Here is a 23,824-nt window from a genome sequence, read left to right on the forward strand (position 1 = left end):
AGGTGACCCAAACATATAGATTGGGCCACCTCCATTTTTTTTTACGCCTTTACCGCTTCCTTTAAACGAATGACGGTATCGGCATCCGGAGTAATGTATACCGTTTGCTGCTGGTCATAGATGACGAAGCCGGGCTTGGAGCCATTCGGCTTCTTTACATGGCGGACTTGAGTGAAGTCAACCGGAACAGAGCTCGATTGTTTGGCTTTACTGAAGAAAGCTGCCAATACGGCTGCCTCTTTTATCGTTTCTTCGCTCGGTGTTTCATTTCGGATCACAACATGAGATCCAGGGATGTCTTTCGTATGAAGCCAAATTTCATCCCGGCGTGCAAATTTATTCGTTAAATAGTCATTTTGTTTATTATTCTTTCCGACAAAAATGAGATCCCCATCGGTAGCGTGATAGGTTTCGAGCTGTGGTTTGGCATTGGCAGGTTTTTTCATGCCTTTTTTCTTTTTTTGACGGATATAGCCTTCTTCCTGAAGCTCTTCGCGAATTTCCTCTATATCCCGGGGCGAAGCTGATTGAAGCTGCTGGTGCAATGCTTCGAAATAGGATAATTCCAATTTCGTCTTTTCGATTTGTTCTAAAACCACACCGACCGCATTTTTGGACTTTTGGTATTTGGAGAAGTACTTTTGTGCATTATCGGATGGGTTTTTTAACGGGTCAAGCGGAATTGTAATCGTGCCTTGCCCCTCATCATAATAATTGACGACTTCAATCTCCTTCATGCCTTTTTTCATTTGATATAAATTAGCGGTGAGCAGCTCACCGAACAATTGATACTGTTCCCCGCGTTCCGTATCTTTTAACGTTCGCTCGAGCTTCCCGATTTTTTTTGAATTCTTTTCGATTTCGTTGGAAATGAAACGTTCTACATCCTGGCTCTTCTGCTTAACCCGATCTCGTTCGGCTTTACCGAAGTAATATCTGTCGAGCATCTCGCTTAATGAAGGGAACGTACGCTGTGTTTCACCTAGGTGTTTAAGTGGAAGCATATAAAAAACTTCTTTATTTCCGTCCCGTTTGATCGTCGCAGTATATCTATGTTCCGAGATTTCTTCGATTAACCCCGAAAATGCTGCAGGAAGTGTAGTACTGTTTGCCAAGCCGGCCCGGTAGACGGCTTCCTTGGCGGCTAAAGGGGAAATTCCTGAAAAGCTAGCAACAAGCTGTCGGTCGAGCTTTCCTGCATTGAAGTCTAAATTCTTCCTGATATCTTCTTCGGTGGCCTTGAACGGATTGACCTTCTCCTGGGCAGGCGGCACTTTATACTCCTGTCCGGGCAATATGGCCCGGTAACTGTTCACGGCATAGGATACATGCTTAATGCTGTCCAATATCATGTTTCGTTCTTTATCGACCAGCACAATGTTGCTGTGGCGCCCCATGATTTCAATGATTAATTGCTTTTGTGAGACGTCCCCAAGCTCATTGCGGCCCTTCACTTCTAATATGATCATCCGATCGAGTTCATATTGGTAAATATCTTCAATGGTATAGCCTTCGAGATGCTTTCTAAGAAGCATACAGAACATGGGTGCCTCTTTTGGATTTTCATAACTTTCTTCCGTCAATTGTACCCGGGAATAACTTGGATGGGCTGATAATAGGAGTTTATGATTCTTACCCCCTGCACGAACCACCAATATCACTTCGTTTTTGTATGGTTGATGTACCTTGTTGATTCGTCCGCCTTTTAATATGGAGGCGATTTCCTCGGTCATCGCTTTTGTAAATAATCCATCGAATGACATTCTATTTTTACTTCCTTTACATAAGATTTTCTATGATGCTCCATTCTTCAAGACCAGATAAACATGGCTTGGGAGTGGTCCACGGATGCTTCATTTATAAGATTACTGGAAATGCGGTATTAGGATATTCAATGAAGGCGAGTCTAATGTGCCCTGTTATCCCAGCAAGGTTTTCCCAGCGTTTTTTAAGTTGGGCCTTTCTTCTTTTCGCAATTCTGTTTAATTATAGCATTATTTTGGACGAGTCTGAATAATCATGGAAGAAGAGCAGGTTGTTTTATGTATCGATAAGCGGGCAGGTGTTGGATGAGTAAAGCAAAGCGCCTGTTTAAGATGTATACAGGGGCCTATTTCATTCTACTCAAAGGGATGTGTGATACTTGATGGAGTTCAAGGAAATGAATAATCAAGAAATGGAAAAAGCGCTTCAAACAAACGTTACACACGGTTTGGACGATGATGAAGTAAAGGACAGGCTGCATAAGCATGGGTTCAACGAATTGAAGGAAGGTGAAAAGCAGTCAGCCATACTTTTATTCTTTGCACAATTTAAAGATTTCATGGTCATCGTTTTACTTGCCGCTACTTTAGTATCCGGGATATTGGGTGAATATATTGATGCGATTGCCATCATGGCGATTGTTTTTTTAAATGGATTACTCGGTTTTTTTCAAGAACGAAAGGCTGAAAAATCTTTAGATGCTCTAAAGGAAATGGCAGCACCACAAGTGAATGTACTTCGCGATGGCCGTTGGTTGAAAGTTCCTTCAAGAGAGGTGGTAGTGGGTGATATCCTGAAATTTTCAAGCGGAGACAGGATTGGAGCCGATCTGCGGATCGTCGATCATTCCAGCCTTGAAATCGAAGAATCGGCACTTACAGGCGAGTCACTTCCAGCCGTTAAATGCTCCGAACCATTGATGAATGAGTTCGAAGGCATTGGTGATCAGGAAAACATGGCCTTTATGGGTACGATGGTCACAAGAGGGAACGGGATAGGCATGGTCATCGCTACGGGAATGAATACGGCGATGGGTAAGATTGCCGACTTGCTTCAGACAGCAGAAACAAAAGAGACACCTCTTCAGCGTCGGCTGGAGCAGTTAGGAAAAATTTTAATCGTCACTGCCTTGATTTTGACGATCATTGTCGTGTTGACTGGTGTCATTCAAGGGCATGACCTTTATACGATGTTTTTAGCCGGAGTCTCCCTTGCCGTTGCCGCGATACCGGAAGGCTTGCCTGCAATCGTGACTGTAGCCTTGTCCTTGGGCGTTCAGCGCATGATCAAACAAAAAGCGATTGTCCGCAAGCTGCCTGCTGTTGAAACGCTTGGGTGCGCTACAGTAATTTGCTCGGATAAGACGGGAACGCTTACGCAAAACAAAATGACGGTTACGAAGGTTTGGAGTGGAGGGAAGACATGGGATATCAGCGGGACTGGATATAATCCGGTCGGCGAATTTTCCTTAAGAGGAGTTTCGGTTGCACCGAAAAATCATAATGCCCTGCTTCAGATCATTACGTTCGGGATGCTCTGTAACAAAGCCGAGTTAAATCAAAAGGGAAAACAGCATGTACTGGACGGCGATCCGACAGAAGGGGCCATGTTGGTGGCCGCGATGAAAGCAGGCTTGACGAGGGATCACCTCTTTAAGAGGTTTACCATCGTAAAGGAGTTTCCCTTCGATTCTAGCCGTAAAATGATGAGTGTGATCGTGAAGGATGATAAAGAGAATCATTTCGTCATCGTAAAAGGAGCCCCTGATGTACTGATTGCCCAGTGCGATACGATTCTGTGGGAAGACAGATCTGAAATGTTGAATCGTGAAAGCAAGGAAAGGGTACAGCAGGACATGAATGAACTTGCTTCACAGGCACTCCGGATGATTGCTGTCGGTTATAAACCTCTTCCAAAAGGAACGATTCTGCTTCATGAAACGGAAGCTGAGCGCAATTTGACCTTCATGGGACTTCAAGGCATGATCGATCCACCACGTCCGGAGGTGAAGCAGGCGGTCAAGGAATGCCGGGATGCAGGAATTAAAACCGTCATGATTACTGGCGACCATGTCATAACCGCAAAAGCAATCGCTAAAGAGCTTGGGATTTTAAAAGGAAAAGATCTTGTGCTTGAAGGTCGGCAGTTAGCTGATATGGACGTAGGGGAACTTGAAGAAATAGTTGAGAGTGTTTCGGTATTTGCCCGTGTTTCCCCTGAGCATAAGTTAAAAATCGTTAAGGCGCTCCAAAATAAAGGACATGTCGTAGCGATGACCGGAGATGGCGTCAATGATGCACCGGCAATAAAATCAGCTGATATTGGCATATCCATGGGCATAACCGGGACGGATGTTGCCAAGGAAGCTTCTTCCTTGATATTGGTGGATGATAATTTTGCAACGATCAAATCGGCGATTAATGAAGGGCGGAATATATATGAAAACATCAGGAAGTTCATCCGCTATCTGCTTGCCTCCAATGTCGGGGAGATTTTGGTCATGTTTTTTGCGATGTTGTGTGCCTTGCCGCTGCCGTTGATTCCAATTCAAATCCTATTCGTGAATCTAGTTACGGACGGACTTCCTGCCATGGCATTGGGACTTGATTCTGCGGAAGATGACGTGATGAAACGAAATCCGCGAAATGCGAAAGAAGGCGTTTTTGGCAGAGGGCTTGGCTGGAAAATCATCTCGCGTGGTTTTCTGATAGGTTTATCAACTCTGATCGCCTTTTATGTCGTGTATCGGGCAAACCCGGAAAACCTCGCCTATGCACAAACGATCGCGTTCGCTACTTTGGTTCTAGCTCAGCTCATACATGTTTTTGATTGCCGAAGCGAACGGTCGATCTTCTCAAGAAACCCGTTCGGTAATCTTTATCTCGTAGGAGCGGTCCTGTCTTCGCTGTTATTGATGCTTGCAGTCATGTATGTGCAGCCATTGCAAACGATATTCCATACCGTCCCTATTTCAGGAAGGGATTGGCTTTTGGTGATAGGAATGTCTTCCATCCCAACTTTTTTACTGGCAGGAACCTTTTTAGCAAGAAAAGCACAATGAGATATGATATAATCTTTAAGGTGGTAGAGTCTTGCTCTATTGCCTTTTTATTTTTGTAGTCTTTTATTTGTAAGCAAAACTGATGATGCAGCAGCTGATATATATTCAACGTTAGCGCCAAATTACTACAATAAGCTTGATTGGAAGTGGAACCATGGTTACCAGTATGACGGGCTATGGAAGAGATGAAGCGGGAAACGGACAGGTCAATGTCTTTGCCGAAATTAAGACGGTCAATCATCGTTTTTGTGAACATACGATTAGAATGCCGCGACAGCTTTTGGTTTTGGAAGAAAAAGTGAAGAAAAAGGCGAATCAATACATAAGAAGAGGACGGGTGGAAATCTTCATTACAGTCGAGGGTGAAAGCCTTGTTACAAAAAAGGTGAAGGTCGATTGGGACCTTGCCGATCAGTATGTAGGCTTGATGACTGAAGTCAAGGACAAATACAAGCTGGAAAGTTCCATTACTTTACAGGATATCCTCCAGCTTGAATCGATTTTCATGACGGAAGAAGTGCCGGCAGTTCCTCGCGATCTGGAAGCCTTATTATTGAAGTCTGTTTCGGGGGCATTGGAGAATCTCAAGAAAATGCGGGCCCACGAAGGTCAGGAATTGGCTCTGGACATGATCAACCAGCTTAATAGGTTTGGTGAGGTCGTAGCAGGCGTCAAAAACCATGCGCCTTCAGTCGTCGAGAAATATAAAACCCGGATGGAAATCAAACTAGCCGAGTTAACGGATGGACAGATTGAGGATAGCCGGATTGTAACGGAAGCGGCCATTTTCGCTGATAAATGTGACATAAATGAGGAACTGACAAGGCTTGATAGCCATGTCCAGCAATTTTCGGCAACGCTTAGTCAGAATGAACCGATCGGGAGGAAACTGGACTTCCTCGTCCAGGAAATGAATAGGGAAGTCAATACGATCGGCTCAAAGGCTAATGATTCTTTAATCACCAGAGAAGTGGTGGAAATGAAAAGCCTGCTTGAAAAATTAAAGGAACAGGTTCAAAATATCGAGTAGCCGGTTTATGATGAACGTAAAAAGGTGACAATGAATATGAATGGGGGACAAAAATGTCAATCAAGCTCATTAATATTGGATTTGGGAATATCGTATCCGCAAACCGGATCGTATCCATCGTGAGCCCTGAATCGGCTCCGATAAAAAGGATCATCCAAGATGCCCGAGATCGCGGATCCTTAATAGATGCTACATACGGTAGAAGAACTAGGGCCGTTATAATTACAGACAGCGACCATGTCATCTTATCAGCCGTTCAACCGGAAACGGTTGCTGCACGGCTTCAAGATAAAGATGACAGCGTAGAAGAGGGGTAACTGAAACAATATGAGAGAAAAAGGATTATTAATCGTTTTGTCCGGTCCGTCCGGTGTTGGTAAGGGTACAGTAAGGAAGGCAATTTTTTCCCAGCCTGGAACAGCTTTTGAATATTCCATTTCGATGACGACTAGGCTCCCTCGCCAAGGTGAGGTGGATGGAGTGGATTATTTCTTTAAAAAACGCGAGGAATTCGAAGCGTTGATAGAAGAAGGCAAACTCCTTGAGTATGCAGAGTTCGTCGGAAATTATTATGGAACGCCAGTGGATTATGTTCGTGAAACGATCGATTCCGGAAAAGATGTTTTTCTGGAGATTGAAGTTCAAGGAGCAAAACAGGTCCGCGAGAAGTTCCCTGAAGGACTTTTCATTTTCCTTGCCCCTCCAAGCTTGACCGAGCTCGAAAGCCGGATCGTCACACGCGGCACGGAGACGGAGGAAGCGATAAAAGGGCGGATGAAAGTGGCGAAGGAAGAGATAGAACTTATGGATCTATATGATTATGTCGTGGAAAATGATCATGTGGATGCAGCATGTGCTAGAATTAATGCAATAGTGATTGCCGAGCATTGCCGTCGGGAACGAGTTGCTATTTTATATAAAAAAATGTTGGAGGCGGAATAAACTATGTTATATCCATCAATTGATTCCCTATTATTGAAAATCGATTCTAAATACTCGCTTGTATCTGTAGCAGCTAAACGTGCACGGGAAATGCAAATAAAAGATAATTGCCTTATCGCCAAACCGGTTTCACATAAATCAGTAGGCCGTGCCCTTGAAGAAATTCATTCCGGAAAATTGACCTACGATAATTCCTACGAAGAAAACTAAGCGAGAACACATAAGCTTGACCTATCGGGCCTGACACCCAAAAGCAAACAGGATGCGTTACATTTTTGAAAGTTGCTTCCTTCCTGCGGCCAAGGTGTCAGGCCTGTTTGTTTTGATTTTTCAAAAAATAAAGCATGATGGGAAAAACCCCATATTAATAGCGCATATCAAATGATTTTTCAACTGTTTTCCTTCATAATTAAGAAATCTAGAATGTATAGTTAGGGGAAATTTGCATGCTTATCGAAAAAAAAGTACTTCTTTGCGTCACTGGCGGTATTGCTGTTTATAAGGCTGCTGCCCTGACCAGTAAATTAACACAGGAAGGTGCGCATGTAAAAGTGATCATGAGTGAATCGGCACGTCAATTCGTGACACCGCTGACATTTCAAGCGCTTTCGAGGAATGATGTGTATACAGATACATTTGATGAAAAGGATTCTTCTGTGATTGCCCACATTGACTTGGCTGATTGGGCTGATATAATCCTTGTGGCTCCGGCAACTGCGAATGTCATTGGCAAGGTGGCCAACGGAATCGCCGATGATATGATCACGACCACGCTGCTGGCCACGGAAGCCCCCGTTTGGGTTGCGCCAGCCATGAATGTGCATATGTATGCCCATCCCGCGGTTCAGAAAAACATGGAGACACTTCGTACGTTCGGCTATCAATTCATTGAACCTGGGGAAGGGTATTTGGCCTGCGGGTATGTAGGAAAAGGGCGGCTGGAGGAACCGGAAACGATCGTGGAGCATCTAAAGAGTCATTTTGCCGAAAAGAAGCCACAGCTTCTTAAAGGAAAGAAAGTCTTGATAACCGCGGGTCCTACTCGCGAAGCAATCGATCCGGTACGTTTCGTCACCAATCATTCCAGCGGAAAGATGGGCTATGCTTTAGCTGAGCAGGCTATTGAACTCGGTGCAGAAGTGACATTGATAACCGGACCCGTGAATTTGACCCCGCCTCTGAATGCACACGTCATACCTGTGGAATCGGCAGCAGATATGCATGGTGCCGTTCTCAGTCAGTTCGATTCAAGTGATGTCGTCATCATGACAGCGGCCGTGGCTGACTATAAACCGAAGTTTTACCATGTTCAGAAGATGAAAAAGCAGCCCGGTGAAAATGTCATTCAATTTGAACGGACCAAGGATATCCTTAAAGAACTCGGTGAGAATAAAACGCATCAGCTGCTGGTAGGCTTTGCTGCTGAAACGAACAATGTCGAAGAATACGCAAGAGGGAAATTAGAGAAGAAGAATGCAGATATGATCGTTGCCAATAACGTAACCGTCGCAGGAGCAGGCTTTGGGACGGACACGAATATCGTGACCATTTACAATAAAGATGGAAGTGCAATCGAGCTTCCCAAAATGAGTAAAGCGGATATAGCTAAAAGCATCCTGGCAGAAGTATCCCGCAAGCAAAAGGAATGATGTGTTATGGATATTGCTTCCGTGATCGTGGATGTACCCGCCAAACAAACCGATCGTGAATTCGATTACCGCATACCGGAAAAGTGGAAACAAGTCATCATGCCTGGGATGCGGGTCATCGTGCCATTCGGTCCAAGAATGGTTCAAGGGTTCGTCACTGGTTTAAAAGGCAATAGTGATTTTTCGAAATTGCGATATATAAAAGAGCCAATGGATTTGGAGCCGATCCTTAATGATGAATTGCTTCAGCTGGCGAACTGGCTGACCAAAGAGGCCATGTGCTTTAAAATCTCAGCACTCCAAGCGATGCTCCCGGCAGCGATGAAAGCAAAGTATGAAAAGGTGATCAATGTCATCGAAGATAAAAAGGATCGACTTCCGCCAATCATTCAAACACTTTTCGGGAGAGGGCATTCCTTATCCTGGAAAGAGGTGATTGAAGGAGAGCATGCGTCCCTTATTCAAAAAGAACTCCAACATGGCAATCTGGAGCTCGTATATAATGTGAAAAACCGCCTTAATAAGAAAACGGTTCGCGTCATTCAAGCGTTGCTTTCAAGCGACGAATTGAAAGAGATGGCGTCAAGCCTTTCCGCTCAGGCAAAAAAACAACAGGAACTCCTTCAATACTTTATGGAACATCATGAGCCGATTCCGCTAAAAGAGCTGCTTGAGGTGACAAATACATCGAGCAGTACCGTCAAATCCCTTGTGTCTAAAGGGGCTTTGACGGAACTGGATCAAGAAATATATCGCGACCCTTATGAGAATCGAGTGTTCGAACAATCCAATCCCTTTACTCTTACAGACGAACAAGCTGCTGCCTTAGCACCTATCCAAGAGAAAATACATCATGATGAACATGATGTTTTCCTTTTATATGGTGTGACTGGGAGCGGGAAAACGGAAGTGTATTTGCAGGCAATCGCCTCTGTTATCGAAAAGGGAGAAGAAGCCATCATGATGGTTCCGGAAATATCCTTGACACCGCAAACGGTGAAAAGATTTAAGGAACGCTTCGGTGAGCAGGTCGCTGTCATGCACAGTGGTTTATCCGTTGGAGAAAAATATGATGAATGGCGAAAAATTCACCGCAAAGAAGTGAAAGTGGTCGTGGGTGCGCGTTCAGCCGTATTTGCCCCTTTTGAAAACCTGGGACTGGTCATCATCGATGAAGAGCATGAAGCGAGCTATAAACAAGAAGAAACGCCAAGGTACCATGCCAGGGATGTTGCCATTGAACGGGCAAAATCATATAAATGCCCAGTTATCCTTGGCAGCGCAACCCCGACACTTGAATCGTTTGCACGTGCCAAGAAGGACGTCTATAAGCTATTGACACTTAGCCGAAGGATGAATGAAAATCCATTGCCTGCGGTGGATATTGTTGATATGAGGGAAGAACTGAGGACCGGAAATCGTTCGATGTTTTCGGAACTGCTGTTCAGCAAGTTGAAAGATCGGCTTGAAAAAGGACAGCAGACGGTTTTGATGCTGAACAAACGGGGACATTCTTCCTTTGTGATGTGCCGAAGCTGCGGATTGGTCATCAATTGTCCTAATTGTGACATTTCACTCACCTATCATCGCTTTAATGATATAATGAAATGCCATTATTGCGGATTCGAGGAGGGGATGCCTTCTGTTTGCCCGGAATGTGAAAGTGAGCATATACGATTCTTCGGTACCGGCACTCAAAAGGTTGAAGAAGAGCTGACAAAAATCCTCCCGGAGGCGCGGGTCATCCGGATGGACGTTGACACGACGAGTAAAAAGGGCTCACATGAGCGGCTGCTCAATGCCTTTGGTGAAGGAAAGGCTGATATATTACTTGGTACACAAATGATTGCCAAGGGACTTGATTTTCCCAACATCACCCTTGTTGGTGTCCTTTCTGCTGATACGATGCTTCATCTGCCTGATTTTCGCTCTTCGGAAAAGACATTTCAGCTGCTGACCCAGGTCAGCGGCAGGGCAGGACGTCATCAGCTTCCGGGAGAAGTGGTGATTCAAACCTATACACCAGAGCATTACAGCATCGAGCTTTCTGCCCTGCAGGATTATGATGCCTTTTATGAACGGGAGATGGATCTCCGCAGGAAAAGTCATTATCCACCTTATTATTATGTTGTCCTTATCACGGTTTCTCATGAAGACTTGATGAAAACAGTAAGTGTTACGGAAAAAATTACTAATTATTTAAGTTCGCGGTTGAATCGGGACTCTATCGTCCTGGGTCCAGTCGCTTCACCGATCAGCCGAATCAACAATAGATATCGATATCAATGTCTGATAAAATACAAACGAGAGCCGGACCTTAATCGACATTTACGAACGCTTTTAGAGCATTACCAAAAAGAAACGGCCCAAAATCATCTGCAGATTTCAATTGATTTGAATCCACAGATCATGATGTGATGGTTTAAGAGTAAGATGCTTACCGCGAGCTGTTACGAGCTTGCGTTTTTATATAATGGAGTGCTGTTTTTTCTAATTTAGGAGGGTACCTTGAATTTTGGCTATTTTACCGATTGTTTTGTTTCCTGAAAAAATTTTACAACAAAAATGTGATAAAGTAACAAGTTTTGATAAAAAATTGGCAAAGCTGTTAAATAACATGTATGAAACGATGGTGGAAGCGGATGGGGTTGGGCTGGCTGCACCTCAGGTTGGCGTAAAAAAGCAAGTGGCCGTCGTTGAAATAGAAGAAGGGTCAGGTCACCTTGAACTGATCAATCCAGAGGTGCTGGAAATGGAAGGCGAGCAGACTGGTGTGGAGGGATGCCTGAGCTTTCCGAGCTTATATGGTGAAGTGTCCCGTCCTTACAGCATTAAAGTGAGGGCACAAGACAGAAAAGGAAGCTTTTTCGAGATAGAGGCGGAGGATTTCCTCGCAAGAGCACTTCTGCATGAGATCGATCATTTGCAAGGGGTTTTATTTACAAGTAAAGTTTCGCGCTATATTTCAGAAGAAGAGTTAGAAGGGTATGAAGAAGAATGACAAAAATTATCTTTATGGGTACACCGGATTTCTCAGTGCCGGTATTGAAAAGGATCATTGACGAAGGGTTTGAAGTGATTGCAGTCGTTACCCAACCGGATCGTCCCGTTGGCCGTAAAAAGGTACTGACCCCCCCGCCAGTTAAAGTAGAAGCGGAAAAACAGGGGATTCCCGTTTATCAGCCTGAAAAAATCCGTGAAAAAGAAGAACTTGAAAAGATCATCGCTTTAGGTGCTGACCTTGTGGTGACCGCAGCCTTTGGACAAATCCTCCCGAATGAATTGCTGGAAGCCCCTAAATACGGATGCATTAATGTCCATGCCTCCTTGCTTCCTGAACTTCGTGGCGGTGCACCCATTCATTATTCGATATTGCAGGGAAAAGAAAAAACGGGAATCACCATCATGTATATGGCAGAAAAATTGGATGCCGGAGATATATTGACTCAAGCCGAAGTTGCCATTGCGGAAGAAGACAATGTAGGAACACTTCATGACAAGTTAAGCAAGTTAGGTTCTGATTTGCTTGCGGAAACTTTGCCGAAGCTTATCAATGGTGAGTTAAAGCCAATCAAGCAAGATGAGGACAAAGCAACATTCGCTCCTAATATAAAACGGTCGGAGGAAAAAATCGACTGGTCGAAAACAGGTGGAAATATCTATAACCAAGTACGCGGGCTGAATCCATGGCCAGTTGCCTATACAACTTTAAACGGGTCGGTCATGAAAATTTGGCAGGCCAGTAAGGTTGAACACGGCAATCAGGAAGCGCCGGGTACGATTATAGAAGTGCAAAATGACGGGTTCATCGTTTCGACAGGCAATGAAACGGCGATACTGATTACAATGCTACAGCCTTCAGGGAAGAAAAAAATGCCGGCGAAAGATTACTTGCGCGGAGCCGGTTCGTTCATTAAAGCAGGCATGAAGTTAGGAGAACAGAATGAAGCAAACTAAAAAGGGAGTACGTGACATTGCTCTTGATATATTGGAATCTGTAGAGAAAAACCAATCCTACAGTAACCTCTTACTAAACAACTTGATCAAAAAGCATCAATTATCCGCTGTGGACAGCGGTTTGCTTACGGAGATAAGCTACGGAACGATACAGCGTAAAATGACTTTGGATTACTTTTTGAGCCCTTATATTAAACAACCTAAAAAGACGCAAAGCTGGGTCATCAATTTGCTTAGGCTATCCGTTTATCAAATGGTTTATTTAGATAAGGTGCCGGATCATGCGATCATTTTCGAGGCAGTTGAAATTTCCAAAAAACGTGGTCATAAAGGTACATCTTCCATGGTCAATGGCGTGCTTCGAAACATCCAGAGAAATGGTGTTCCTTCCCTTGACGCCATCAAGGATGATCTCGAAAGGCTCTCCATCGAAGTAAGTCATCCAGTTTGGTTGATCAAACGCTGGGTGGAGCAATTTGGTTATGAAAAAACCAAGGAAATGTGTGAAGTGAATTTAACGGCCCCATTGCAGACGGGACGTGTCAATTTAAAGAAGATATCCCGCAGTGAATTAATGAGCATATTAAGGGAAGAGGGATATGACGTCGAGGCAAGTGAAGTCGTCCCCGAAGCCATCGTTAGCTATAGAGGCAATCTTGCTCATTCAGAAAGTTATAAATTAGGGTACTTATCGATTCAGGACGAAAGCTCGATGCTTGTTGCGCATGCATTGGGGGCAAATGATAATGATGCTGTACTCGATTGTTGTGCTGCTCCTGGAGGGAAAACGACACATATTGCAGAAGGTTTAACGACTGGACAAGTATATGCGCTTGATCTTCATGAACATAAAGTAAAGCTCATTAAAGAACAGGCAGAGCGTCTAAAATTGAGAAACAACATCAAGACTATGGCACTTGATAGCAGAAAAGTGCAAGAACACTTCAATAAGGAAGGGTTTGACCGGGTCTTGATCGATGCGCCATGTTCAGGCTTGGGAGTCATGCGCCGGAAGCCCGATGTAAAGTACACAAAAACAAAAGATGATATACTGAAACTCTCAAGCATACAAAAGCAATTATTGGAAGCTGCTGCACCGCTAGTAAAGCAAGGCGGACGGTTAGTATATAGTACATGCACGGTGGATATGGAAGAAAATGACAGGGTGGCATTGGCATTTTTGAATGAACACCCGGATTTCGAGAGCGACCCATCGCTGTCCGAAAGAATGCCCGAAAGCGTTCAGCCGTTCATCGAGGGCCATACGCTACAAGTTTTTCCGCAATATTTTAGCAGTGACGGATTCTTTATTGCGAGTTTTAGAAAGAAGGTGCTGTAATGGCAGAAATAACTAAATCATCCAGAGTAAGAAAAGACACAACACCAGAAAAACCATCCATCTATTCATTAGAGCTTCACCAAATCAAAGATTGGATCATTCAAAATGGCGAGAAGGCTTTCCGGGCCGAACAAGTTTACGATTGGCTTTATAAAAAGCGCGTCTCAAGTTTTGAAGATATGTCCAACCTATCGAAATCCTTACGAGATAAGCTGGAAACACATTTTACATTCACTACGTTGAAAACGCTGATTCAGCAAACATCGAATGATGGCACGATGAAGTTTTTATTTGAACTTCATGATGGCTATTCAATTGAAACGGTGCTGATGCGCCATGAATATGGAAACTCCATTTGCGTGACAACACAGGTTGGTTGTAGAATTGGTTGTACCTTCTGTGCATCGACACTGGGCGGCTTAAAGCGGAATCTTGAAGCTGGTGAAATAGTTGCCCAAGTCGTTAAAGTCCAGCAAGCACTTGACGAAGTGGAAGAACGTGTAAGCTCTGTCGTCATCATGGGAATTGGTGAGCCGTTTGATAACTACGATAATATGATGTCATTCTTGAAGAATATAAATCATGAAAAAGGCTTGAACATCGGGGCCCGTCATATTACCGTTTCAACAAGCGGAATCATTCCCAAAATCTATAAATTTGCTGAAGAAAGCATGCAAATCAACTTTGCGGTTTCGCTGCATGCACCCAACACGGAGTTAAGAAGTAAATTGATGCCGATCAACAAGGCCTACAAACTTCCGGACTTGATCGAAGCCATCAAATACTATACAGAAAAAACAGGGCGCCGTGTAAGTTTTGAATATGGTTTATTCGGCGGCGAAAATGATACAGTCGAACACGCCGAAGAATTAGCCAATTTAATAAGTGGGATAAAATGCCATGTTAATTTAATTCCGGTGAACTATGTACCGGAACGCAACTATGTACGTACACCTCGGGATCAAATTTTTGAGTTTGAAAAAACATTGAAAAAGCGCGGTATCAATGTAACGATCCGAAGGGAACAAGGCAGTGATATCGACGCAGCCTGCGGCCAGCTTCGGGCCAAGGAGCGCAAAGAAGAGACGAGGTGACCCTATGAGGGCGATATTTAAAACAGACCGTGGAAGGGTCCGCCAGCATAATGAAGATAATGGCGGAATCTTTAAAAACTCGGAAGGCGTCCGCCTTGCCATCGTTGCCGATGGCATGGGCGGCCACCGTGCCGGGGATGTAGCAAGTGCGATGACGATAGACCTTATGAAAAAGGGCTGGGAGGAATCCAGCGGAATTGAAACGGCCAATGATGCCGAGGAGTGGCTAAAACAGCAAATCTTCTTGGTCAATCATTCGCTATTCGAATATGCCGAGGCACATACGGAATGTAAGGGAATGGGAACTACCGTTGTTGCTGCTATTTGTACTGACAAGTTCGCGACCATTGCCAATATTGGGGACAGTCGATGTTATTTGTATAATGAGAGTGGCTTTAAGCAGGTTACGGAGGATCATTCACTCGTTAACGAGCTGGTCCGATCAGGGCAGATTTCGAAGGAAGATGCCGAGAACCATCCACGAAAAAATGTTTTATTACGAGCCTTGGGGACAGAAATGCAAGTTGAAATGGATATCACGACGGTCATATTCGAAGAAAGTGATTTATTGTTGCTTTGTTCGGATGGCTTAACGAACAAAGTGAGTGAAGTGGAGCTTGAAGAAACGGTTATAAATGGGCAGTCTCTTGAAGAAAAGGCAAATTCATTAATAGATAAGGCCAATCACTACGGTGGGGAAGACAACATCACCCTTGTGCTTGTTCAATTTACTGATGAAAGCGAAAGCAGGTGAATTGAATGCTGATTGGCAGAAGAATCAACGGCCGTTATAAACTGATCGAAATGGTCGGTGGCGGCGGTATGGCGAACGTCTACCTTGCAAGGGATATGATCTTGGATAGGGATGTTGCATTGAAAATCCTTCGCATGGACTTCAACAATGACGAAGAATTCATCAAGCGCTTCAACCGGGAAGCTCAATCGGCAACCAGTTTGGCCCATCCCAATATCGTAAGCATTTATGACGTTGGTGAAGAAGATGCCATCTATTATATCGTCATGGAATATGTGGACGGTTTCACCCTTAAGCAATACATACAAAAATATTATCCGATTCCAGTCGAAAAAGCCTTGGATATCATGAAGCAAATAACGGCAGCGATTTCCCATGCCCACCATAACGGGATCATCCATCGTGACATCAAGCCACAGAACATACTGATCGATAAAGAAGGAACCGTCAAGATTACGGACTTTGGAATTGCCTTGGCCTTGAGTGCAACCAACATCACTCAGACGAACGCCGTTTTGGGCTCCGTCCATTACTTATCACCGGAGCAGGCAAGGGGCGGAATGGCCAATAAGAAATCGGACATTTATTCGCTTGGCATCGTCATGTTTGAATTGCTGACGGGTAGATTGCCTTTTTCGGGTGAATCTGCCGTGTCGATAGCACTTAAACATTTACAATCGGAAACTCCTTCACCAAAACGCTGGAATCCTGAAATACCGCAGAGTGTAGAAAATATTATTTTGAGGGCGACAGCGAAAGATTCATATTACCGGTATGAGAGTGTAGATTCAATGGAAGATGACATTCGAACGTCACTCAATCCTGAGCGTTCGAATGAGCAGCCCTTCATGATACCGGAAGACCATGATGCAACGAAAGCAATACCCGTCATTACGGATGATCAGCTTTCGAGCATTGATGAAACGATCATAAGAGGACCGGAAAAAAATACGGTAGTTCATGCAGACGATGGTGGAGATGACTCAGTAGAAGTCATGAAAGTGAACAAAAAACAAAAGAAACAGAAAAAACAAAAAATGAAGTCTAAACAAAAGGATAAAAAACGAAGGAGAATGCCAGCCATTTTGGTGTCCATCTTTTTAGTCCTTGCACTGCTTGCCGTCTTATCCGTCACTATAGGACCTTCCCTTTTCGGCTCGAAGGAAGTGACGATCCCTGACCTTAAAGGGAAAGATTTGGATGATGCCATTACTGATTTACTTAACTTGGATTTGGTCGTCGGAGATACGATCGAAATTGAGGACGATGAGGTTGAAGCGGGGCTGGTGATCAAAACCAATCCGAAGGAAGGGAAAACCGTCAAGGCGGGGGCGAAAGTCGATATTTATCAAAGTGCCGGAAAAGAAACGATTTCGCTGTCCAACTATGAAGGCCGAAATTACTCGGATGTTAAATCTCTGGTGGAGAATATGGGTTTCAAAAACACGATCGTCACCTATAAGTATGATGATAGCGATCCCGGTACCATCATAGATCAGACGCCATCCAGTGCCACTGAAATCGTTCCATCCGAAACGGAACTTGAATTGACGGTCAGCAAGGGGGAAGATTTATTGAGCTTGAAAAATCTCAAGGGGTTCAATGAAGCTGGCCTAAATGATTATGCCAATGAAAGTGGGTTGAAGATCGATTCTGAAGAAGAGGTCTATGATGATTCCGTCGAGAAGGGACTGGTCATTTCCCAGTCGCCTGAACCGGGTACAAGGGTCGAAAAAGGCAGTACGGTGAAAGTTGTCGTCTCAAAAGGGAAAGAAGAGATCCCTCCCAAGACCGTAACGGAGGAGATCAAGATTGAATATGATCCAGTTGCTCCTGGCAAAGCGCAAAAGGTGCAGATTTTTATTGAAGATATCAACAATAGCATGACAGAGCCTAAAGAATCATTCTTTATCGTGGAAGATGCCAAGCGAACGATCGTATTGACGGTTTCGCCGGATAAGAAAGCAGGCTACAAGGTCATGAGGGACAACCAGGTCATCATCGACAAAGCCGTCTCTTATCCCGACTAAATATATTAATTAGGAGTGTGGCTATGCCCGAAGGAAAAATTATTAAAGCACTAAGCGGATTTTATTATGTGCTTGATGGGGAAGAAGTTTTTCAATGCCGCGGACGGGGCGTTTTCAGGAAAAATAAGGTAACTCCGCTTGTTGGCGATTATGTAGTGTTCCAAGCGGAAAACAAAACGGATGGGACCGTTACCGAAATAAAACCGCGAAAGAATGAATTGATACGTCCGCAAATCTCAAATGTAGATCAAGCCATCCTCGTCTTTTCGGCAGTTGAACCTGACTTCAGTCCAGCGCTGCTTGACCGTTTTCTCGTACTTATCGAAGATAACGAAATCGAGCCCATTATCGTCGTGACGAAACTGGACTTGGTCACTCCCGAAAACCGAACGAAATTGACCCAGTACATCAATGATTATCGAAAACTTGGGTATACCGTATTGGAAACATCTTCGGTTACCACAGGAGGCATTGAAGAACTGGTTCCTTATCTAGAAGGGAAGACGAGTGTATTTGCCGGTCAGTCAGGAGTCGGGAAATCGTCTTTACTGAATGCAATCAATCCTGAACTGGCTTTGAAGACTGATGACATTTCCTCACATCTGGGACGGGGTAAGCATACTACGCGTCATGTCGAATTGATTCATATCGGCTCTGGCCTTGTCGCGGATACACCTGGTTTCAGTTCGCTTGAATTCATGGAGATGGAACCTGAACGGTTATCCTATTGCTTCCCCGAAATGCATGAGCATGGAGAGGACTGTAAGTTCAGGGCATGTTTGCACGATAAAGAACCGAAATGTGCCGTGAAGGAAGCGGTGGGATCCGGGGAAATCCCGGAATATCGCTATGAGCATTATATGCAATTCTTGGAAGAAATAAGAGATAGAAAGCCGAGGTATTGAAATGGTTAAAATTGCACCTTCGATTTTATCAGCTAACTTTGCAAAATTGGGAGAGGAAATACTGGATGTGGAAAGAGGCGGGGCTGATTTCATCCATGTGGATGTCATGGATGGGCAGTTCGTGCCCAATATTACCATCGGACCATTAATAGTCGAAGCCATTCGACCTGTGACAAAGCTGCCGCTTGATGTCCACTTAATGATCGAACAACCTGACCGTTATATCGAGGCGTTCGCAAATGCGGGAGCCGATTATATTACGGTGCATGTTGAGGCCTGCACACATCTGCACCGCACAATCCAGTTAATTAAATCCTATGGTGTCAAGGCAGGAGTGGTGCTTAACCCAGCCACGCCAGCGTCCGTGCTCCAGCCTATAATCGAAGATATTGATATGGTGCTGTTGATGACGGTTAATCCAGGCTTTGGCGGGCAAAAGTTCATCACATCCGTCTTGCCAAAAATCGCTGAAGTGAAGGCGATGGCAGTCCGCGATAATCAGGATCTGGAAATAGAGGTTGATGGCGGAGTCAATGAAGAAACAGCTAAACTTTGTATCGAACAAGGGGCGACGGTCCTGGTGGCCGGGTCAGCAATTTATAATCAGGAAGATCGACGTGAAGCAATTCAAAAGATTCGGGGAAATTGATTCAAAGCCGACATTATCGAATATATGATAATGATCGGCTTTTTTTAACAGTCTTCATAAAGAAATCTCGTATATCATATACGTATAAAGGATGATAATCATGATCATTAGTATAATGGCTGGCGGTCCGGAATCGTTATGGCCGGATTTGGAAAGGTATAGGGAAATGACTGATCTTTGGGTCGGAGTTGATAGGGGAGTATGGGCCTTGCTTGACAATGGAATCAAACCTAAATGTGGCTTTGGGGATTTCGATTCGGTCTCGGAAGAAGAATACAAGGTAATTGTCCGAAGGCTTCAGCAAGTAAACTTATATTCATCTGAAAAGGATGAAACCGATCTGGAAATCGCTTTTAAATGGGCATTAGATCAAAAACCGTGTGAAATTCACATTCTTGGCGCCACCGGGGGCAGAATGGATCATTTTCTTGGCAATATCCAACTGCTCCAGAAGGAAAGCATCCTTCCAAATCATGCCGATATGGATATATACATAGTCGACCGACAAAACATTTTCACAGTCAAGACAGCAGGTTCTTATGAGGTTGCTGCGCTGGAAGATAAGAAGTACATATCATTCCTTCCGGTCACATCGGAAGTCACTGGCATCACGCTGAAGGGCTTCAAATATCCATTGAGCGATCGCTGCTTGGAGCTAGGTTCGACTCTCTGTATCAGCAATGAACTAATTTCCGAATCTGGGAATGTTTCATTTAAGGAGGGCATATTAATGATGATAAGAAGCAGAGATTAAAATTCATGCTTAAGGCAGATTCGGATATAATTACAAATCCTATATCCGCTAAAAAGCTTATGTGTAATAGAAAAATTCCACTTCATCTTTAACTGTGGGATGCAAAGAGGAGGGGCATGATGAAATTTTATACGATTAAATTGCCAAAAGTTCTGGGCAGTTTGGTAAGGGCTATGCTCGGAGCGTTTAAAAAGGGCTGATACTTATTCCACATGACACCTCTCGAATACAGGGAGGTGTTATTTTTCGGGTTTTCAGAGGATAATGAATGTGCCGGCCATCGGTTAATGGGTGATGATTTTCTAGATGCTGATATACTAGCGATCAACCATCCCCATTAAATTGTCAGCCAATTCAAGTAAAAAGGCATCCTTAGAGGATGCCGTAACATTATACGCGTTCTACTTTGCCCGATTTAAGAGCTCTTGCAGAAACGTATACACGTTTAGGTTTACCGTCAACTAAAATACGTACTTTTTGAAGGTTAGCGCCCCATGTACGCTTGCTAGCGTTCATTGCGTGAGAGCGGCTGTTACCAGAACGAGTTCTTCTTCCAGTGATTACACATTTACGTGCCATGTTAAATTCCCTCCTAACTACACCAAGCTTAAGTTTTCACAGTCATCTTAAGTCTTTGTAAAATACTTTAATAATTTATCATACCTACCGTGAGAATGCAATACTTCAGTTAATTACTTTCAAGAAAAAAACCTTGACATACATACTATAAAATTGAATTATATTAAGTACCGTAAGACATTTACTTTTAAAACCTTAGACATTATAGTAAAATGTCTTTAGTTGATTTGATTTTTTGGGAGGGAAAAGAGAAATGTCTATTGAACTACAAACGAAATATGGACAAATTGATATCTCTAATGATGTTATCGCTACTGTAGCAGGCGGAGCAGCAGTGGATTGCTACGGAATTATAGGAATGGCTTCCAAAAAACAATTTAAAGATGGCATTGCTGAAATTTTAAGAAAAGAAAACTTTACTAAGGGTGTAATAGTCCGTCAAGAAGAGGAAGAAGTTCATATCGATATGTATATTATCGTAAGCTATGGAACAAAAATCTCGGAAGTTGCGCATAATGTGCAATCAAAGGTAAAGTACACTCTGAACAAAACTGTAGGATTAGCAGTCGATTCCGTTAACATTTTTGTCCAGGGAGTTCGTGTGACGAACCCTTAAGTATAGGAGGAAAGTTTAGTGTCAATTACAAGTTTGAATGGAAAGCGCTTTGCAGAAATGATCATTCAAGGTGCCAATCATTTAGCGGCTAATGCTCAAATGGTTGATGCGTTGAATGTTTTCCCTGTCCCAGATGGAGATACTGGAACAAATATGAATTTATCGATGACTTCCGGAGCCAAGGAAGTGCAAAATAACGTCCAGGACCACATCGGAAAAGTGGGCACATCCCTTTCAAGAGGATTGCTTATGGGCGCTCGCGGCAATTCTGGAGTTATCCTTTCACAGTTGTTCCGCGGCTTTGCAAAAGCGATCGAACATAAATCTGAAATAAATAGTGAAGAATTCGCACAAGCTTTTGAAGCAGGCGTACAAACAGCTTACAAAGCTGTCATGAAACCTGTCGAAGGAACAATTTTGACGGTTGCCAAAGATGCAGCCAAGCAAGCGGTTACATCCGCTGCCAGGCATCGGGACCTCATTCAGGTAATGGAGGAAATCGTAACGGAGGCCAATGCCTCACTGAAACGCACACCGGATCTCCTTCCAGTCTTGAAAGAAGTGGGAGTCGTTGACAGCGGCGGACAAGGCTTGGTATTTGTATATGAAGGCTTCCTTGCTGAGTTGAAAGGTGAAGCCCTTCCAGTCCGTTCTGAACATGGCCCTAGCATGGATGACATGGTCAGTGCCGAACATCACATGAACGTTCAAGGGCATATGAGCACGGAGGATATCGTGTTTGGCTACTGCACGGAATTCATGGTCCGTCTAGAAAGCGACAAGCTGGCTAATAAATCATTTGATGAGGATAAATTCCGAAATGATTTAAGTGAATACGGAGATTCATTATTAGTCATTTCAGATGATGAAGTCGTCAAAGTACATATTCATTCTGAACAGCCTGGGGAATGTCTCAATTATGGACAGCGATACGGCAGTTTAATCAAAATGAAAATCGATAATATGCGCGAACAGCATACTGCGATTGTTGGTGAAACGCACACTCCGCTTCAAACGAAACCGGCAACAAAAGATAAATACGGAGTGGTGTCCGTTGCTATGGGTGCGGGCATCAGTGAATTGTTCAAAAGCATTGGCGCTAAGTCGGTAATCGAGGGCGGACAAACGATGAATCCTAGCACGGAAGATATCGTTAAAGCTGTCGAGGAGGCAAATGCCGAGCATGTCATCATCTTGCCTAACAATAAAAATATCATTATGGCTGCCAATCAGGCAGCAGATGTACTTGGTGATCATGTGACGGTCGTTCCTACAAAAACGGTACCACAGGGAATGGCTGCCTTGTTGGCATTCAATCCATCACTTGATGCTTCCGAGAATGAAAAAGCGATGAGTGAAGCCCTTGCACACGTGAAAACGGGCCAAATCACATATGCTGTACGTGATACCAACATTGATGGTCTTTCCATCGAGACTGGGGATTTCATGGGCATAGCTGAAGGAACCATCAAAGTGAAGGATAAAGACAAGGCGCAAGCGGCAAAAGAACTTCTTTCCGAGATGATTGACGATGATGCTGAAATCCTGACGATTTTATATGGAGAAGACGCCAATGCAGAAGAAGTTGAAAATATCGTTGCTTATTGCAAGGAGAATTTCGAAGGCGTTGAAGTGGAAGTCCATAATGGAAAACAACCTTTGTATTCCTTCATTTTTTCAATTGAATAAATAAGACGTCATGTAGATGAAGGCATAGATTTGATGTTCCTCTATTCTTATGATCATGAATGAATAAAAGGCAAGAAACTGCATATGTCATTAGGCTATGCAGTTTTATTTTTTGGCTGTTATCTCATTATTTGTCGCTGTTCACCCCTCAAATGCTCGCCTATCCACTACTCCGCTCCAATCAAGCGTAAATCGGTTTTATAAAAAACACCAATAATACGAAAAGAACCTCATTTTTTTAATGAGACATATGAACAGCCAGGTTGGAGTTACGGTGAATTTGACGTTATTATTAATCTAACACCTTTCCATTCCCTTGATTTCAATAGCTGAAGGAGGAGCAATGCATGAAATTCAGAAGTGTATTCGATATAATAGGTCCTGTTATGATTGGCCCCTCTAGTTCCCATACAGCCGGTGCTGCAAGAATCGGAAGGGTGGCCAGGAATTTATTTGACCGTGAACCTAAATGGGCACATATTTCGTTTTATGGTTCGTTCGCCAAAACCTATAAAGGGCATGGAACGGATGTAGCCATTGTCGGAGGCTTACTTGATTTTGATACATTTGACGAGAGAATTAAAGAATCGTTGGAAATAGCCCGCAAAAAGAAAATGAAAATTACTTTTCGGGAAGAAGAGGCCGTACCTGAACATCCCAATACAGCAAAAATATTAGTGGGGGATGATGATGGTGAACTTGAACTCGTCGGTATATCGATTGGCGGGGGAAAAATTGAAATTGTCGAATTAAATGGGTTTAAATTAAGGCTTTCGGGTCACAACCCTGCCATACTAGTCGTTCACGATGACAGATTTGGGGCGATTGCCAGTGTTTCCAACATTTTGGCTAAGCATCAAATCAATATAGGCCAGATGGAAGTTTCCCGTAAGGGAAAGGGGAAAATGGCGCTGATGACGATTGAAGTGGATCAAAACCTTGAGGATCGAGTCATTGATGAAATTGCAGCGCTCCCCGACATCACTCAAGTAGCTAGGATTGTTGATTGAAG

The 23,824-nt window shown here is 43.7% G+C and carries 22 protein-coding genes; 20 read left to right on the forward strand and 2 right to left on the reverse strand.

Annotation, left to right across the window (positions count from 1 at the left end; translation table 11 throughout):
* Positions 1-41: 41 nt before the first annotated feature.
* A complete protein-coding gene (locus tag ABE28_RS07655) occupies positions 42-1,763 on the reverse strand; it encodes an Rqc2 family fibronectin-binding protein (protein ID WP_064461809.1) in 1,722 nt (573 codons plus the stop codon).
* A gap of 383 nt (positions 1,764-2,146) precedes the next feature.
* Here ABE28_RS07655 and ABE28_RS07660 point away from each other — a divergent pair, with 383 nt between their 5' ends.
* The 17 genes from ABE28_RS07660 (at position 2,147) to spoVM (ending at position 20,128) form a co-directional block, all read left to right on the forward strand.
* Complete coding sequence (locus tag ABE28_RS07660) at positions 2,147-4,825, forward strand: calcium-translocating P-type ATPase, SERCA-type (RefSeq protein WP_064461810.1); 2,679 nt, start codon at positions 2,147-2,149, stop codon at positions 4,823-4,825.
* A 154-nt stretch (positions 4,826-4,979) separates the two neighbouring features.
* Positions 4,980-5,855 (forward strand): YicC/YloC family endoribonuclease, encoded by an 876-nt coding sequence (locus ABE28_RS07665; RefSeq protein ID WP_064461811.1) that lies wholly within the window; start codon positions 4,980-4,982, stop codon positions 5,853-5,855.
* 53 nt (positions 5,856-5,908) lie between these two features.
* A complete protein-coding gene (gene remA, locus ABE28_RS07670) occupies positions 5,909-6,172 on the forward strand; it encodes an extracellular matrix/biofilm regulator RemA (protein ID WP_057913464.1) in 264 nt (87 codons plus the stop codon).
* A 10-nt stretch (positions 6,173-6,182) separates the two neighbouring features.
* Positions 6,183-6,797, forward strand: a complete 615-nt coding sequence (gene gmk, locus ABE28_RS07675; RefSeq protein WP_064461812.1) for a guanylate kinase — start codon at positions 6,183-6,185, stop codon at positions 6,795-6,797.
* Positions 6,798-6,800: 3 nt separating this feature from the next.
* Positions 6,801-7,007, forward strand: a complete 207-nt coding sequence (rpoZ, locus tag ABE28_RS07680; RefSeq protein ID WP_064461813.1) for a DNA-directed RNA polymerase subunit omega — start codon at positions 6,801-6,803, stop codon at positions 7,005-7,007.
* 236 nt (positions 7,008-7,243) lie between these two features.
* Positions 7,244-8,446: a bifunctional phosphopantothenoylcysteine decarboxylase/phosphopantothenate--cysteine ligase CoaBC gene (gene coaBC / locus ABE28_RS07685; RefSeq protein WP_064461814.1), complete on the forward strand. Its 1,203-nt coding sequence runs from the start codon at positions 7,244-7,246 to the stop codon at positions 8,444-8,446.
* A gap of 6 nt (positions 8,447-8,452) precedes the next feature.
* Positions 8,453-10,864 (forward strand): primosomal protein N', encoded by a 2,412-nt coding sequence (priA, locus tag ABE28_RS07690; RefSeq protein WP_064461815.1) that lies wholly within the window; start codon positions 8,453-8,455, stop codon positions 10,862-10,864.
* A 97-nt stretch (positions 10,865-10,961) separates the two neighbouring features.
* Complete coding sequence (gene def / locus ABE28_RS07695) at positions 10,962-11,447, forward strand: peptide deformylase (RefSeq protein WP_064461816.1); 486 nt, start codon at positions 10,962-10,964, stop codon at positions 11,445-11,447.
* A complete protein-coding gene (fmt, locus tag ABE28_RS07700; RefSeq protein WP_064461817.1) occupies positions 11,444-12,403 on the forward strand; it encodes a methionyl-tRNA formyltransferase in 960 nt (319 codons plus the stop codon). The genes def and fmt overlap by 4 nt, the downstream gene beginning before the upstream one ends.
* Positions 12,390-13,742: a 16S rRNA (cytosine(967)-C(5))-methyltransferase RsmB gene (gene rsmB / locus ABE28_RS07705; RefSeq protein ID WP_064461818.1), complete on the forward strand. Its 1,353-nt coding sequence runs from the start codon at positions 12,390-12,392 to the stop codon at positions 13,740-13,742. Before fmt ends, rsmB begins: the two co-directional genes overlap by 14 nt.
* The gene (gene rlmN, locus ABE28_RS07710; protein ID WP_064461819.1) at positions 13,742-14,836 is read left to right on the forward strand and encodes a dual-specificity RNA methyltransferase RlmN; all 1,095 of its coding nucleotides are present in this window, start codon (positions 13,742-13,744) and stop codon (positions 14,834-14,836) included. The genes rsmB and rlmN overlap by 1 nt, the downstream gene beginning before the upstream one ends.
* Positions 14,837-14,840: 4 nt before the next feature.
* Positions 14,841-15,590 (forward strand): Stp1/IreP family PP2C-type Ser/Thr phosphatase, encoded by a 750-nt coding sequence (locus ABE28_RS07715; protein WP_064461820.1) that lies wholly within the window; start codon positions 14,841-14,843, stop codon positions 15,588-15,590.
* Between the two features lie 5 nt (positions 15,591-15,595).
* Entirely contained in the window at positions 15,596-17,620 is a 2,025-nt protein-coding gene (gene pknB / locus ABE28_RS07720) for a Stk1 family PASTA domain-containing Ser/Thr kinase (protein ID WP_064461821.1), read from the forward strand.
* Positions 17,621-17,643: 23 nt separating this feature from the next.
* A complete protein-coding gene (rsgA, locus tag ABE28_RS07725) occupies positions 17,644-18,525 on the forward strand; it encodes a ribosome small subunit-dependent GTPase A (protein ID WP_064461822.1) in 882 nt (293 codons plus the stop codon).
* A gap of 1 nt (position 18,526) precedes the next feature.
* On the forward strand, positions 18,527-19,174 hold the full coding sequence (gene rpe, locus ABE28_RS07730) for a ribulose-phosphate 3-epimerase (protein ID WP_064461823.1): 648 nt from the start codon (positions 18,527-18,529) through the stop codon (positions 19,172-19,174).
* Between the two features lie 100 nt (positions 19,175-19,274).
* Positions 19,275-19,928: a thiamine diphosphokinase gene (locus ABE28_RS07735; RefSeq protein WP_064461824.1), complete on the forward strand. Its 654-nt coding sequence runs from the start codon at positions 19,275-19,277 to the stop codon at positions 19,926-19,928.
* A 119-nt stretch (positions 19,929-20,047) separates the two neighbouring features.
* Entirely contained in the window at positions 20,048-20,128 is an 81-nt protein-coding gene (spoVM, locus tag ABE28_RS07740; RefSeq protein WP_034313769.1) for a stage V sporulation protein SpoVM, read from the forward strand.
* Positions 20,129-20,318: 190 nt separating this feature from the next.
* Here spoVM and rpmB read toward each other — a convergent pair whose 3' ends face one another.
* Positions 20,319-20,507: a 50S ribosomal protein L28 gene (gene rpmB / locus ABE28_RS07745; RefSeq protein WP_034313767.1), complete on the reverse strand. Its 189-nt coding sequence runs from the start codon at positions 20,505-20,507 to the stop codon at positions 20,319-20,321.
* 253 nt (positions 20,508-20,760) lie between these two features.
* Between rpmB and ABE28_RS07750 the strand changes: the two genes are divergently transcribed.
* From ABE28_RS07750 to sdaAB, 3 genes are all read left to right on the forward strand, one after another.
* Complete coding sequence (locus ABE28_RS07750; RefSeq protein WP_061144584.1) at positions 20,761-21,123, forward strand: Asp23/Gls24 family envelope stress response protein; 363 nt, start codon at positions 20,761-20,763, stop codon at positions 21,121-21,123.
* An 18-nt stretch (positions 21,124-21,141) separates the two neighbouring features.
* Complete coding sequence (locus ABE28_RS07755; protein WP_064461825.1) at positions 21,142-22,812, forward strand: DAK2 domain-containing protein; 1,671 nt, start codon at positions 21,142-21,144, stop codon at positions 22,810-22,812.
* Positions 22,813-23,159: 347 nt separating this feature from the next.
* Positions 23,160-23,822 carry an L-serine ammonia-lyase, iron-sulfur-dependent subunit beta gene (sdaAB, locus tag ABE28_RS07760; RefSeq protein WP_064461826.1) on the forward strand — a complete coding sequence of 221 codons (663 nt, stop codon included), beginning with the start codon at positions 23,160-23,162 and terminating at the stop codon, positions 23,820-23,822.
* The last annotated feature ends 2 nt before the right edge of the window (positions 23,823-23,824 follow it).

It is taken from the genome of Peribacillus muralis, from assembly GCF_001645685.2.
Taxonomy (GTDB): Bacteria; Bacillota; Bacilli; order Bacillales; family DSM-1321; genus Peribacillus; species Peribacillus muralis_A.